Below are 15581 nucleotides of genomic sequence, written 5' to 3' on the forward strand. Positions count from 1 at the left end.
CAACACATTAATTATTGTCATTGTTTAAGGTTTTTACGCGAATGAACACATACTTATCATTAATCTCTGCAATCGCAGTGACCCTGATTAAGTCAATGTATCATACAGTCGCCACCAAGCGAATTTGGTGGATGACGATTCCCGCGTGTCTAATGCAATAGCAATTTTCTTTACTTTGACCGCGGAACTTGTCGCGGTCACTGTCTTAAAAAATCCCTTTTAAAATCAGCCCTCGACATGTTAACGGTCTTCTATTATTTTTTAGGAGAATATTATGTTGGCAGTAAAAAATCGTCGTTCATTGCCCCAGTCTTTTTTTCAAGTAGTGCTTGCCTTGCTGGCTGTATTGCGTGAACGCAGGCAGCGTGCACAATTTCAGCAGGAGATGCAACGTCTGGATCCTCATTTGTTGGCGGATATTGGTTTTCGTCTTACTGAGGGGCAGGAATTGGTATCCTTGGAATCAGATCGTGCCAATGCAAATATCGCTTTAGTGAATAGTCATCGTCGTCAGGCGCGCCTTAAAACAGCGTTTCTTGCAAGAAGAAGGCAGCTACTAAGAAACGGCCGCTCTGGACCGTAATAACTGATAGCAACGGACTGCGAATCATCAAAAGAGCAGGGAGGCTCTTTTTAACGATCTGAACATCTTGATTCTTCCTTCTAAGCTGACCTAATTCACACTATCTACAATGAATTTATGTTACTATTGTCGGCTTTCGTGAGGTGGTTTTCTTCTAAATAAAACAAGCGTTTATCGATTGTTTGCAAAAGTAGATATTCACCCTTACTCATCATTCGTACTTACTGTTAGTACTGGTAAAGTATTACTAATAAAGATAAAAGCAGGCAGCACTTTTTATGGGCGACTTAGCACACGACGTTTCTCCGGTTAATATTGAAGACGAACTCAAGCAATCCTATCTTGATTATGCAATGAGCGTGATCGTAGGGCGTGCCTTGCCCGACGTGCGCGATGGCCTTAAGCCTGTGCATCGTCGCGTATTGTTTGCGATGAATGAGCTAAACAACGATTGGAATAAAGCCTATAAAAAATCTGCCCGTGTTGTGGGTGATGTGATTGGTAAATACCATCCGCATGGTGATTCTGCTGTTTACGATACGATTGTACGTATGGCGCAAGATTTCTCATTACGCTACCCACTAATTGATGGTCAGGGCAACTTCGGCTCGATTGATGGCGATAGTGCGGCGGCAATGCGTTACACCGAAATTCGCATGAAGAAGCTAGCGCACGAGCTATTAGCCGATTTAGAAAAAGAAACGGTCGATTTTCAGCCCAACTACGACGGCTCTGAGCAAATCCCTTCAGTCTTGCCAACAAAAGTCCCTAACCTATTGGTCAATGGTTCGTCGGGTATTGCCGTCGGCATGGCGACTAATATCCCACCACATAATTTGAAAGAAGTCGTGCGTGGTTGCATCGCATTTATCGATAATAACGACATCACGATTGATGAGTTAATGGAGATTATTCCTGGCCCAGATTTCCCGACAGGGGCAACAATTAATGGCCGTGCGGGTATCGTGCAGGCTTACCGTACAGGGCGCGGGCGTATTTATATTCGTGCCAAAGCGCATGTCGAGCGCAACGATAAAACCAATAAAGAAACTATTATCATTACGGAAATCCCTTATCAGCTTAACAAAGCAAAGCTGATCGAGCGTATTGCTGAGCTGGTAAAAGAAAAGAAAATCGAAGGTATTTCTGAGCTCCGTGACGAATCGACAAAAGACATTCGCGTGGTCATTGAGCTAAAGCGTGGTGAGATAGGCGATGTCGTCCTTAACAATCTCTATGCGCAAACACAGATGGAAGGCGTGTTTGGGATCAACGTGGTGGCCTTGGTCGATGGTCAACCGAAGACATTAAACCTTAAAGAATTATTGGAATGTTTTGTACGTCACCGCCGAGAAGTTGTCACGCGTCGCACCATTTATTTGCTGCGTAAAGCTCGCGAACGAGGCCACATTTTGGAAGGCCTTGCGGTAGCGATTGCCAATATTGATGAAGTGATTAGTCTGATCAAAAACTCTGCTAGCCCAGCAGATGCACGTGAAGGTTTGTTAACTCGTGGCTGGAAAGCCGCATCAGTGATGCAGTTTTTAGAGCGCGCAGGTGCTGATGCCTGTCGCCCAGAAGGTTTGGGTGAGGAGTTCGGTTTACGTGGTGATGAATATTATCTATCACCCGCACAAGCACAGGCCATTTTAGAATTACGTCTGCATCGCTTAACCGGAATGGAGCACGATAAACTGCTCGACGAATACCAAGAAAAGGTTGAGCGAATCGCTGAGTTTTTAGAGATTTTAGGTAGCTCAGAACGTCTCATGGAAGTGATTCGTGAAGAGCTGGAAGAAATTGAAAAGAATTATGGCGATGAGCGCCGTACTGATATTCAAAGTTCTAAACGCGACCTAACGATTGAAGACTTAATTACCGAAGAAGATCGCGTAGTAACCATTTCTCATGGCGGTTATGCGAAAACCCAAGCATTGTCAGATTACCAAGCGCAGCGTCGTGGTGGTACAGGTAAAGCAGCAACCTCGGTTAAAGATGAAGATTTTGTTGAACATTTATTGATTGCTAGTACGCACGATACGATTTTGTGCTTTACCAATGCCGGCAAAGTGTATTGGCTAAAAGTGTTTCAAATTCCTCTAGCAGGTCGTCAATCTCGTGGTCGCCCTATGGTGAACCTACTACCGCTGGAAGATAATGAGCGTATTACTTCTATCTTGCCAGTACGTGAATACGATGAAGACCACTTTATTTTTATGGCAACCGCCAACGGTACGGTTAAGAAAACCCCACTAACGCAATTTGCGCGTCCACGCACTAGCGGTTTACGTGCGATTGATCTTGAGGACGATAATCACCTTGTGGGTACAGCGGTGACTAATGGTAATAGCGATGTCATGCTGTTTTCATCAGAAGGTAAAGCGGTTCGCTTTAACGAAAACGATGTACGTTCAATGGGTCGTACTTCTCGTGGTGTACGTGGTATTCGCTTACCTGAAGGCGGCGAGATTGTGCATGAAGTAATTTCAATGGTGATTCCGGCTGAAGACGGTAAAGTCCTTACGGTTAGTGAAAATGGTTTTGGTAAACGTACCAATGTTAGTGAATACGCAACTAAAGGGCGTGCAGGTAAGGGCATGATTGCGATGCAAACCAGTGAGCGTAACGGTAAGGTTGTCGGTGCCGTGCAGGTATTTGATGGCGATGAAATTATGTTGATTTCTGACCAAGGTACTTTAGTGCGCACTCGTGCAGATGAGGTGTCTTTATCTGGCCGAAATACGCAAGGTGTACGCGTTATTAAAGTGAAAGATAATGAACACTTAATGGGTGTTGAGCGTATTGAATCTATCCAAAGCGATGATGCCGATGTCGATAACTCTGAATCTGATGCAGAGACTGAAAATCAATAAGCCCTAACTGTTTATAACGTACTAATAGTGAAAGAAATATGACGGATAAACGACGCACACTCGATGAGCTTCGAGTGTTAATAGATGATACCGACCAACAAATTGCAGATTTAATTAGTCAGCGTGCCCGTTATGCGCAAGAAGTGGGCGAGACGAAGAAAGCGAACGGTGATACCGATATTGTGTATTATCGCCCTGAGCGCGAAGCGCAAGTATTACGTGCGGTGATGGAGCGCAATAAAGCCAATGGTGGCCCACTGGATGATGAAGAAATTGCGCGTTTATTTCGTGAAATTATGTCGGCATGTTTGGCGCTTGAGCAGCCACTAAAAGTCGCTTTTCTCGGGCCAACAGGCACTTTTACCCAAGAAGCGGTAATGAAGCACTTTGGTCATTCAGCGGTGCCTAAGCCGATGAGTGCTATCGATGAAGTATTTCGAGAGGTAGAAGCGGGTGCTGCCCATTACGGTGTTGTGCCCGTCGAAAACTCTACCGAAGGTGTGGTGACTCATACACTGGATAATTTTATTAATTCTAAACTGCAAATATGCGGTGAAGTCGTGTTGCGTATTCATCAGAACTTGTTGGTATCCGATGTGACTAAAACCGATGGTATTACGCGTATTTATTCGCACTCTCAGAGCTTGGCGCAATGCCGCAAATGGTTAGATGCTAACTATCCTAATGCCGAACGCATTGCAGTAAATAGCAACGCAGAAGCGGCAAAGCGTATAAAAGGTGAGTGGAATTCAGCGGCGATTGCCAGCGTTACCGCAGCAGACATTTATGGCTTAACTGTCTTGAATGAAAAAATTGAAGACATGCCTGATAACTCGACTCGTTTTTTAATTATCGGTACACAAGAAGTGCCGCCTAGTGGTGTTGATAAAACCTCAATTGTTGTTTCAATGCGTAATGAATCCGGCGCGTTACATCACCTGTTAGAGCCATTTTATAGTGCATCCATTGATCTAACGCGTGTCGAAACAAGACCTTCGCGTTCTGGTGCATGGACTTATGTGTTCTTCATCGATTTTAATGGTCATCAGTCAAGTACTTCTGTGCAGGCGGCACTCAAAGCCGTGGGCGATCAGGTGGCCGATTTGAAAATACTGGGTTCTTATCCGGTCGGTGTACTTTAAGGTATGTCTGCTCCTGTTATTGGTAAGTGTGTCGTCATTGGCCTTGGGCTTATTGGTGGCAGCTTAGCGTCGGCCTTACGCCGCAACAAGGTTTGTAGTGAGATCGTTGGCGTTGTTCGTCGGCAAGTAACGGCAGATATTGCGCTCAGCGAACAAATTGTTGATAGAGCTGTACTGTCGTTACAGGAAATCGCTAATGAGTTGGGTGAAGGTGATGTTATTTTTATTGCTGTGCCTACCTTAGCTGTCAAGGATACGATTCGAGATATTGCTAACTGTGTTGCGCCGACGGTCACGGTGACTGATGGTGCTAGTGTTAAAGGGAGTGTCGTTGATGCGGTGCGCTCTGTTTATGGTTCGATACCCTCGCAGTTTGTACCAGGACATCCTATCGCTGGATCCGAAAAAAGCGGCGTCACGGCCGCCAACCCTGATTTATACCGTAACCATCGTATTATTCTAACGCCACTCCATGAGACGGGTTCTGCGCATATTGCTCGAGTTACCGCTATGTGGAGAGCTGTCGAGGCTGAAGTGCTGAGTATGTCAGTGCAAGAACACGATGCGGTTTTAGCGGCGACTAGCCATTTGCCTCATGTGATTGCCTACTCTCTGGTGGATACCTTGGCGAATGATGCTGCGAACGATAATATTTTTCGTTATGCAGCCGGTGGCTTTCGGGATTTTACTCGCATCGCTAGCAGCGACCCTCTAATGTGGCACGATATTATGCGAGCTAATCGTGTTGAAGTGGTTAAAGCAATCGACCTTTTTCAGCAAAATTTGGCACAGCTCAAAACGGCTATAGAGTTAGAAAATAGCGATTATCTACTCAATACATTTACGCGTGCAAAAAGTGCGCGTGATCAATTTGTGTCCCCCTGCGGTGATGGCAATCTCAAAAAATAATGGTGTCAACGTTCAGTGTGTTATATCGGTGCGCTAACGTGTCACTTGCTTCTCATTTACTCTATTGATAAATAAGGCTTATCAACTATGTCTACAGAAAACCCATCGGCTAATCCTTCGCTAGAAAATACGACTATGCGCTACGTTGTGAGCCCGGGTGGTTGTGTGTCAGGTGAATTTCGTGTGCCGGGCGATAAATCGATTTCTCATCGTTCGATTATGCTGGGCTCTATAGCAGAAGGTATCACGCAGATCTCGGGTTTTTTAGAAGGTCAAGATGCACTGGCTACACTACAGGCGTTCCGCGATATGGGCGTGGAAATTGAAGGACCAGATAACGGCAAAGTAACCATTCATGGTGTGGGTTTGCGGGGTTTAACCGCACCTAGCAAGCCGATCGATGTTGGTAACGCCGGCACTGCAATGCGCTTATTAATGGGCTTTTTAGCAGGGCAAAATTTTGAGTTTACCTTAACGGGCGATGCCTCTTTAACCAAGCGCCCGATGAACCGTGTTGCGAATCCTTTGCGTGAAATGGGCGTGGTTGTTGAAACGGCTGCAGAGGGTCGGCCGCCTGTTACGGTTAAGGCGAACGGCAAGGTTAAGGCGATCAATTATGTAATGCCCATGGCTAGTGCTCAAGTAAAGTCTTGTGTCTTGTTGGCTGGTCTGTATGCCGACGGTGAAACATCGACCATCGAACCCGCTCCCACGCGTGACCATACTGAACGCATGTTGCGCGGTTTTGGTTATGATGTCGTCACTGAAGGCAGTAAAGCAAGTCTAGTGGGTGGTGGCCAATTAACCGCTACGACCATTGACGTGCCTGCGGATATCTCTTCCGCTGCCTTTTTTATGGTGGCTGCGTCTATCGCTGAAGGCTCTGATATTACGCTGCAGCATGTGGGTATCAACCCCACGCGTGACGGTATTATTTCTATTCTGCGTTTAATGGGTGCAGATATTAGCTTATCGAACCAAAAAACCGTGGGCGGCGAGCCGGTTGCGGATATTCGCGTGCGTTACGCGCCATTGGTCGGTATTCAAATACCCGAAGAGTTTGTGCCGCTTGCGATTGATGAGTTTCCTGTTCTTTTTGTGGCGGCTGCTTGTGCGAAAGGTACAACGACCTTAACGGGTGCTGAAGAGTTGCGCGTAAAAGAGTCCGACCGTATACAGGTAATGGCAGACGGCTTGCAAACGTTAGGAGTAGATGCCACGCCGACAGCCGATGGTATGATCATTAATGGGGGTGTTATTGGTGGTGGGCAAGTGGAAACCCATGATGATCACCGTATTGCCATGTCATTTACGGTAGCAGCGCTACGGGCAAACGGTACTATTACAGTGAATAACTGTGGGCATGTGGCAACCTCGTTCCCCGGGTTTTCCTCATTAGCCAAACAAGTTGGAATAAGCATAGAAGAACAAATTGTTTAATATCTGTTAAACAACTCCCTATAATGCCTCTCGTTTTGCGGTGATTGCGCGATTGACACCTGTTTATTGTCAGTACTATTACCCAATATATTTCTACATATTATAGATAACATACAACTTTTTATTTTTGGATGATATATGAGCAACGACTATTCGTTAACGCATCTTAAACAGCTGGAAGCAGAAAGCATCCATATTATTCGCGAAGTAGCGGCTGAATTTGATAACCCGGTGATGCTGTACTCTGTGGGCAAAGATTCTGCGGTTATGTTGCATCTAGCAATGAAAGCTTTCGCACCCGGTATCCCGCCGTTTCCATTGCTGCATGTGGATACCACTTGGAAATTCAAAGAAATGATTAAGTTTCGCGATAATCACGTGAAAAACCTTGGGTTGGAATTGATTGTTCATACCAACCAAGAGGGTGTTGAGCAGGGTGTAGGGCCATTTACTCATGGCAGTGCAAAACATACCGACATCATGAAAACACAGGCGCTCAAACAGGCTTTAAATAAGTATGGCTTTGATGCTGCTTTTGGTGGTGCTCGTCGAGATGAAGAAAAGTCACGAGCAAAAGAACGTGTGTATTCATTCCGCGATAAAAAACACCGTTGGGATCCTAAAAACCAGCGCCCTGAATTATGGAATATCTACAATAGTCGCGTTGATAAAGGTGAAAGCATTCGTGTATTTCCCTTGTCGAACTGGACGGAGTTAGATATTTGGCAGTATATCCATTTAGAAGATATTCCCCTTGTGCCACTATATTTTGCTGCGAAGCGCCCCGTAGTTGAGCGTGATGGTACGCTGATTATGGTTGATGACGAGCGTATGCCGATCAAAGAAGATGAAGAAATCCAGCAACGTATGGTGCGTTTTAGAACACTTGGCTGTTATCCGCTAACCGGCGGTGTGGAGTCAGAAGCGGCTACGTTAACGGATATTATCCAAGAAATGTTATTAACGACGACATCTGAACGCCAAGGGCGAGTCATTGATCATGACAGCTCCGGCTCCATGGAAAAGAAAAAGCAAGAGGGGTATTTTTAATGTCACACCAATCAGAATTAATTGCTGAAGATATTGATGCTTATCTTGCTCAGCATGAACGTAAAGAATTGCTACGATTTATCACTTGCGGCAGTGTTGATGACGGTAAAAGTACGCTAATCGGTCGTTTATTACACGACTCAAAAATGATTTATGAAGATCAGTTGGCGGCGATTGAATCAGACTCTAGCAAGCATGGTACGACCGGCGAAAAAATTGACCTCGCCTTATTGGTTGATGGTTTACAGGCTGAGCGCGAGCAAGGTATTACCATTGATGTAGCTTATCGATATTTTTCTACCGCTAAGCGTAAATTTATTATTGCTGATACCCCAGGGCATGAGCAATACACGCGCAATATGGCAACCGGTGCATCAACCTGTGATCTTGCCGTTATCTTGATTGATGCGCGATATGGCGTGCAAACACAAACCCGCCGCCATAGTTATATTGCATCGTTGTTGGGTATAAAGCACATTGTGGTCGCGATTAATAAAATGGATTTGATGGATTTTAGCGAAGCGCGCTTTAATGAAATCAAAGATGAATATATTGCTTTTGCTAAAACGCTGGGTCTCGATGACGACATGTATTTTGTGCCGATGTCGGCGCTTGATGGTGATAACGTCGTGAACAAAAGCGAGCGTTCGTCATGGTATCAAGGTCAGTCGCTGATGAAGATTCTTGAGCATGTTGAAATCGCCAACGATAAAAATGTTACGGACTTTAGATTTCCTGTTCAGTATGTAAATCGACCCAATCTCGACTTTCGTGGTTTCTGTGGCACGATTGCTTCTGGTGAGATTACGGTTGGTGATACTATTCGTGCTTTACCTTCAGGTAAAACGAGTAAAGTAGAAAGTATTGTGACTTATGAAGGTCAGCTTAATACGGCTTTTGTTGGTCAAGCAGTCACGTTAACACTAGAAGATGAAATCGATATTAGTCGTGGCGATATGATCGTTGCAGAACATGATGAGGTTGCGCAAACCAATCACCTTCAGGCCCATATTGTTTGGATGTCTGAAGTGGCTTTGAGTGAAAAAGTGGAGTACTTCTTTAAGTTTGCCACCAAATTTACGGTCGGTAATGTGGATAAAGTGATTCATCAGATCGATGTCAACACGCAAGAGCACCATGATAAAAAGAGTTTGTCACTCAACGATATTGGCTTGGCTAATGTCACTCTTAATCAGGCAGTTGTGATTGACCCCTATCAAAACAACCGTGGTACGGGTGCTTTTATTATTATCGATCGCTTAACAAATATCACTGTGGGCGCGGGTATGGTAACGCAGGCGTTAGCAGTGGTCGACGTCGATAATGATCACAGTGTATTTGCTGAAGATGTTGCGACATTGATTAAGCAGCATTATCCAGAAAAATCAGATAATGAGGTTGATGGGCTAGTTAAAAAGTTAACCCAGTATTTGTAATTTATCTAGGTTTTCAAAAGTATAGGAACCTCTGATTAACCTCGGATAACTTCTGTCCCACAGGCGTGGCCGAGATCAAGGCGGCACTTGCAGCTAATGTCTAGACCTTAGCAAAAGTGGCAACACAGATATCGGTCACGCCTGTGGGCCCCGTAGGGCGTGGCTACAATGCACTTATACTGCGTTGAGCCTCTTACTAAGGACTACGGCCATTAGTGGCGAGGCTCGCCTAGTCTACGCGCATTGTAGACTCACGCATAAGTCATTCGAGGTTAATCAGAGGCTCCTATACAAAAAAGCTATGTAGGAAAAGGCTTACAATAATATCAGCGCTCTCTGCTAGTGTATTATCCTCTAAGCCTTTAATCTTCAAAGTGTAGCTTGTTGTTGGTATTGTTTGCATCAAACTACATAGCACGGATGCTATTTTGATTGTCTTTCTAACGTAGGTGTTGCTAGAAGGCAGCTGTGGTGTCCGACCATTGATTACAAGGAGGTTATACTATGTTCTTATCTATTTCCCATTCATTCTTTTCTCGTTGCGCACTGCTTGCAGGATTACTCATTGCGCTGTCTTTCAGTACTACCGTTACCGCTGATACCACAGATATTTCTCAGCAACCACCTTCTCAGGATATTTCCGAGATAAATGATGTCGCTGATCAGATGACAAAGCCACATATTAATATCAATGCTGACAGTGCTGAAATTATCGCCGATGGGCTAAAAGGTATTGGTTTGAAAAAAGCACAGGCCATCGTGGCATGGCGGGAAGCTAATGGCGCTTTTACTTCTAAGGAGCAGTTGATGGAGGTGAAGGGTATCGGAGAAAAGATATGGATAATGAATGAGAGCAAGTTAGGGCTTTAGCTAATATGCGTAGTATTGCTGCTTGCTTGTAGCAAGCGGCTGACTACTGCTATCATCCGCTCCGATTTCTTATCGGAGCAATTATGTCCATTTCCACTGATTCTCCCATTGTTGTTGCAATGGACTTTAATGAAGCAGCGCCTTGCTTAGCGCTCGCATCTCAATTAAACCCTAAATACTGTCGGCTAAAGGTCGGTAAAGAACTTTTTACCACGGCAGGCCCACAACTGGTTGGTCAGTTGATGGAGCAGGGTTTCGACGTATTTCTCGATCTCAAATATCACGACATACCTAATACGGTGGCTAAGTCGGTTAAGGCCGCAGCACAGTTGGGTGTGTGGATGGTGAATGTGCATGCGTCTGGTGGTCGACGTATGTTAGAAGCGGCTCGCGAGGCAATAGATGCTTCTGTTCATCAGCCGCTGCTAATTGCTGTAACGGTGCTCACCAGTATGACGAAAGATGACCTGCTGAGTATTGGTATGGATGTTGAGCCTGAAGAGCAGGTGATGCGTTTGGCTGCGTTAACGCAATCTGTTGGTCTTGATGGCGTGGTGTGTTCTGCACAGGAAGCGCAAACATTAAAACGCGCGCTTGGTGAAGACTTTTGTTTAGTGACGCCCGGCATTCGGCCTGCTGGCTCATTGAGTGACGATCAGCGGCGTATCGTTACACCGCAAGATGCCATGGCTAATGGCAGTGACTATTTAGTGATTGGTCGCCCCATCACCCAAGCTGAAAACCCTGCGTTAATGTGTGAAATTATTTATCACTCGCTATTTGATGATCATTTGGAGATGCTGTGATGAGCGATATAAAAGGTGTTCATCCTGATAAAGATGCGGCACCTGTTATTACGATTGACGGGCCAAGTGGTTCAGGCAAAGGCACAATTTGCCAGCGCCTTGCTCAGCAGCTGGGCTTTCATTTGCTTGATAGTGGCGCCTTGTACCGCTTAACGGCTGTGGCTTGTGTGGCTCAATCAGTTGATTTGCAAGACATTGATGCTGCAGCTAATGTCGCAAGGCACCTCAATATTAGTTTTAAGCCGACAGATCAAGGGGTGGTAGCGATTCTTGACGGTAGTGATGTGACAGCGGATATTCGTAAAGAAGCCGCAGGTATGGGGGCTTCGGTTGTTGCCGCGCATATTCCCGTGCGTGAAGCGTTGTTAGCGCGACAACGTAGCTTTCAGCAATCTCCCGGCTTAGTCGCCGACGGGCGTGATATGGGGACGACGGTATTTCCCCAAGCATCGGTTAAAGTCTTTTTGACGGCCAGCGCCGAAGAGCGCGCCCAGCGGCGCTACAAGCAGTTGCTTGGGCGAGGAGAATCTGCTAATCTCCGCGTCCTGCTGGATGACATAGAAGCGCGTGATAAGCGTGATACAGAACGTTCGGCATCGCCCTTGCAGCCTGCAGATGATGCGATAACCATCGATAGTACGACAATGTCTATCAATGAAGTGTTAGATGCGATAATGGTGCGGGTGAAACAGCGCATAGAGTAATGGCCACTCATTGTTTTCTATAACAATCCCCATATTCTAGGCATTAAAGTAAAGCATAGTACTCATTATTCGTCAGGGAGAGTGCTGTGTTTATTATTAACTGGCCCGTGCGCCTGAACCGCTCGGTAAACAGATCTTTTTGGTACGCATAGTGATATTTACACGCTATGTCGGCTATGAGGATGTGTGCTAAATAGTATAGGTTTATCCCTCATGAGCGAGAATTTCGCAGAACTCTTTGAAGAAAGTTTAAAAACCGTCGATATGGTCCCAGGATCAATCGTGACTGGTGTTGTTATTGATATTGACCGTGACTGGGTAACCGTTCACGCAGGTCTTAAATCCGAAGGTGTTATTCCGGCAGAGCAATTTGCTGATGAAAATGGTGAAGTAACACTCGCTATCGGTGATGAAGTTCACGTTGCGCTAGAGTCTGTTGAAGACGGCTTTGGTGAAACAAAACTTTCTCGTGAAAAAGCTAAACGTGCTGAAGCGTGGAAGGTATTAGAGTCTGCTCATGCAGCAGAAGAAGTAATGACGGGTGTGATTAACGGTAAGGTTAAGGGTGGTTTCACCGTTGACGTTGCGGGCATTCGCGCATTCTTGCCGGGTTCATTGGTAGATGTTCGCCCAGTACGCGACACATTACACCTTGAAGGCAAAGAGCTTGAGTTTAAAGTGATCAAGCTAGATCAAAAACGTAATAACGTTGTTGTATCACGTCGTGCAGTGATGGAAACGGCTAATTCTGCTGAGCGTGAAGAGCTGTTAGCGAGCCTTGAAGAAGGTGCTAAAGCGAAAGGTATCGTTAAAAACCTTACCGATTACGGCGCATTCGTTGATCTTGGTGGCGTTGATGGTCTTCTACATATTACCGATATGGCGTGGAAGCGTATTAAGCACCCAAGTGAAATCGTTAACGTAGGTGACGAAATTGATGTGCGCGTATTGAAGTTTGATCGTGAGCGTAACCGCGTATCTCTAGGTCTTAAGCAATTGGGTGAAGATCCATGGGTAGAAATCACTAACCGTTACCCTGTTGGTGCTAAAGCGAAAGCCGTGGTAACTAACCTAACTGACTACGGTTGCTTTGCTGAAATTGAAGAGGGCGTTGAAGGTCTTGTTCACGTTTCTGAAATGGATTGGACGAACAAAAACATCCACCCATCAAAAGTGGTTGATCTAGGTGATGAAGTTGAAGTGATGGTTCTTGAGATAGACGAAGATCGTCGTCGTATTTCTCTAGGTATCAAGCAGTGTCAAGAAAACCCTTGGGATGCATTCGGTTCACGCTTCCAGAAAGGTGACAAAATTTCAGGTAAGATCAAATCAATTACTGACTTTGGTATTTTCTTGGGTCTTGATGGCGGCATCGATGGGTTGGTTCACTTGTCTGATATTTCTTGGACAGATAGTGGTGAAGAAGCGGTACGTGAATACAAAAAAGGCGATGAGCTTGAAACCGTTATCTTGGCTGTAGACCCGGAGCGTGAGCGTATTTCTTTAGGTATTAAGCAGTTAGAAGAAGATAGCTTCTCTAGCTATGCAGAATCTAATGCGAAAGGCTCTATCGTTAAAGGTGCTGTTAAAGAGGTGGATGCTAAAGGTGCAGTAGTTACTTTGGCTGATGACGTTGAAGGCTACCTAAAAGCCTCAGAGCTTAGCCGTGATAAAGTAGAAGATGCTTCTACTGTATTGTCGGTTGGTGATGAAGTTGAAGTGGTTGTTATTAATGTTGATAGCAAAAACCGTTCAATTACATTGTCTGTTAAAGCTAAAGATGCAGCAGAAGAAAAAGCTGCGATCAAGCAACACAGTGAAAAAGCGGCTGAAACAGCGGCTCCTGCAACACTGGGTGACTTGATTAAAGCGCAAATGAAAGGCCAGGATAAGTAATTTTCCTTTCTTTTCAACTCCTAAAAGGCCGCATTTATGCGGCCTTTTTTGTGAGCGGTAAAAACGAGTAGCGCAACAGATTGTATATTTTGTTAAAGTGTTGATACTATTAGAATAATAAATGAGCATTAGGGTAGGGTATGACTAAATCTGAGCTAATAGAAAGAATGACGGACCATCAAGAGCAGCTGTCAATTAAAGATGTTGAGTTAGCGGTAAAAAGCATTTTAGAGCACATGTCGCAGGTGCTTGCTTCGGGTGATCGCATCGAGGTTCGTGGTTTTGGCAGCTTTTCTCTGCACTACAGAGAGCCAAGAGTAGGGCGAAACCCTAAAACCGGTGAAATGGTTCAGCTAAAAGGTAAATATGTGCCCCACTTCAAACCGGGCAAAGAGATGCGTGACCGAGTTAATGACAGTATACGCCGGGAAAACGTTTCTCACGTTTAGAGTGTATCTGTTGTCGAATTTCATGTTTGTGCATTTTAGTCGCGTCAATATTATCCAAATATATCCGGTCGTTATCTAGATCAATGAGTTTTGCGAGAGTATAAATGTCTGAAGGCGCAGTATATGTAGTGATTCTCGCGAGTTTAGCTGTCGGCTTCTTCCTTGGGCGTCATAAAAAAACAGAGTTAATTGCCCGCAAGGATGATCGTAATAAGGGTTACTTCGAAGGCCTCAACTATCTTCTTAATGAGCAGCCAGACAAAGCTATTGATACTTTTATTCAATCTCTTGAGGTGAGTAGTGACACTCTAGAGACTCACCTTGCGTTGGGTAAGTTATTGCGTAAGCGTGGAGAGGTTGATCGAGCTGTGCGCATTCACCAAAATTTGCTCGCCCGCCCCGAACTAAATCGGCAGCAGATGCAGCAAGCACAGTATGAACTTGCTATCGATTTTGTTAAGTCGGGTTTATTAGATCGTGCTGAAGAGCTATTGCAGCGCTTGGTGCAATCGGAGGGGGTCTATAAGCAGCAAGGACTCGTGCAGCTGCTTGAAATTTACCAAGATGAAAAAGAGTGGCTATTAGGCTTAGATGTTTTGTCGCAACTTTCTAGTAGTCGCCTAAACCGTGAGCGTGCCAAATGGTTATCTATTAGTGCCCACTTTTTATGTGAGCTAGCAGAAAACTGTTTAGATGCTGAGGACTTTAAAGGAGCTCGTAACCATCTTGATAAGGCGCTATCCATTGAAAAAAACAGTGTCCGTTCTTCTATGTTGTTGGGGAAAATTGATATTTTTGCTGGCAATATGAAGAAAGGGTTAAAGCGCCTGCAGGCGGTCATTTTTGATCAGCCCGATTATATTGTGGAGGTGCTGCCTTCTATTGTTGGCGCTTATCAGCAAATGGGTGAAGAGTTAAAGTGTTTAAATTACCTTTTGTCTATTGAGCGAATGGTTGAGCATCCCAGTGTTTTGCTCGCCATTGCTACGTTTATAGAAGAGCAAAAGGGTGAGGTTGAAGCTGCTGAATTTGTAGCAAAAGCGGTTGTTGAATATCCATCAAAAGCGGGTTTAAAAAAATTAGTTGATTATTATTTGCGCTTTACACATGGCACAACTCACGACTACTTGTCCTCATTGCAGCAAGTGATAGGTAAGACGCTCAATGAGCAAATGCTTTACCGTTGTCATGGTTGTGGTTTTCAGGCAAATACGCTTTATTGGCTGTGTCCCAGTTGTAAAACTTGGGATGGTGCTCGTTTGCAGGGGGTGAGTGGTAGCGATGCTGGGTAGTTTTCCCTATTAATTTTTGTGTGATGTCTTAAGCTGAAGAAAAATTAACCTATTGAAATGTAAGCGAAAAAGAGCGTAATTAAAATGTAAGCTAAGGCTTGACAGCGTCAATAGGTATCTATAATATGCGC

11 protein-coding genes and 1 pseudogene are annotated in these 15581 nt (G+C 44.9%); all 12 read left to right on the forward strand.

All coding sequences use genetic code 11. From position 1 onward, the window contains the following. Positions 1–274 precede the first annotated feature (274 nt). The 12 genes and pseudogenes from ACZ5O6_RS03830 to lapB all read left to right on the forward strand — a co-directional run bounded on the left by ACZ5O6_RS03830 (position 275) and on the right by lapB (position 15450). Positions 275–583, forward strand: a complete 309-nt coding sequence (locus ACZ5O6_RS03830) for a YjiS-like domain-containing protein (RefSeq protein WP_447091054.1) — start codon at positions 275–277, stop codon at positions 581–583. Between the two features lie 278 nt (positions 584–861). Next, positions 862–3456, forward strand: a complete 2595-nt coding sequence (gyrA, locus tag ACZ5O6_RS03835; RefSeq protein ID WP_447091053.1) for a DNA gyrase subunit A — start codon at positions 862–864, stop codon at positions 3454–3456. A 38-nt stretch (positions 3457–3494) separates the two neighbouring features. Beyond that, complete coding sequence (gene pheA, locus ACZ5O6_RS03840; protein ID WP_447091052.1) at positions 3495–4598, forward strand: prephenate dehydratase; 1104 nt, start codon at positions 3495–3497, stop codon at positions 4596–4598. Between the two features lie 3 nt (positions 4599–4601). Continuing rightward, positions 4602–6947: pseudogene (locus ACZ5O6_RS03845) on the forward strand (bifunctional prephenate dehydrogenase/3-phosphoshikimate 1-carboxyvinyltransferase). 138 nt (positions 6948–7085) lie between these two features. Next, positions 7086–7997, forward strand: coding sequence for a sulfate adenylyltransferase subunit CysD (gene cysD, locus ACZ5O6_RS03850; RefSeq protein WP_447091051.1), 912 nt, complete (start codon positions 7086–7088; stop codon positions 7995–7997). Continuing rightward, a complete protein-coding gene (gene cysN, locus ACZ5O6_RS03855) occupies positions 7997–9433 on the forward strand; it encodes a sulfate adenylyltransferase subunit CysN (protein WP_447091050.1) in 1437 nt (478 codons plus the stop codon). The genes cysD and cysN overlap by 1 nt, the downstream gene beginning before the upstream one ends. 504 nt (positions 9434–9937) lie before the next feature. Beyond that, positions 9938–10303, forward strand: a complete 366-nt coding sequence (locus tag ACZ5O6_RS03860; RefSeq protein ID WP_447091049.1) for a ComEA family DNA-binding protein — start codon at positions 9938–9940, stop codon at positions 10301–10303. Positions 10304–10386: 83 nt separating this feature from the next. Next, positions 10387–11109: an orotidine-5'-phosphate decarboxylase gene (pyrF, locus tag ACZ5O6_RS03865; protein ID WP_447091048.1), complete on the forward strand. Its 723-nt coding sequence runs from the start codon at positions 10387–10389 to the stop codon at positions 11107–11109. Continuing rightward, entirely contained in the window at positions 11109–11813 is a 705-nt protein-coding gene (gene cmk / locus ACZ5O6_RS03870; protein WP_447091047.1) for a (d)CMP kinase, read from the forward strand. Before pyrF ends, cmk begins: the two co-directional genes overlap by 1 nt. A 213-nt stretch (positions 11814–12026) precedes the next feature. Next, positions 12027–13709 carry a 30S ribosomal protein S1 gene (gene rpsA, locus ACZ5O6_RS03875; protein ID WP_447091046.1) on the forward strand — a complete coding sequence of 561 codons (1683 nt, stop codon included), beginning with the start codon at positions 12027–12029 and terminating at the stop codon, positions 13707–13709. A 140-nt stretch (positions 13710–13849) separates the two neighbouring features. Continuing rightward, positions 13850–14158: an integration host factor subunit beta gene (ihfB, locus tag ACZ5O6_RS03880; protein WP_447091045.1), complete on the forward strand. Its 309-nt coding sequence runs from the start codon at positions 13850–13852 to the stop codon at positions 14156–14158. 104 nt (positions 14159–14262) lie between these two features. Next, positions 14263–15450 (forward strand): lipopolysaccharide assembly protein LapB, encoded by a 1188-nt coding sequence (gene lapB, locus ACZ5O6_RS03885; RefSeq protein ID WP_447091044.1) that lies wholly within the window; start codon positions 14263–14265, stop codon positions 15448–15450. Positions 15451–15581: the final 131 nt, after the last annotated feature.

This window comes from Eionea flava (assembly GCF_055393785.1).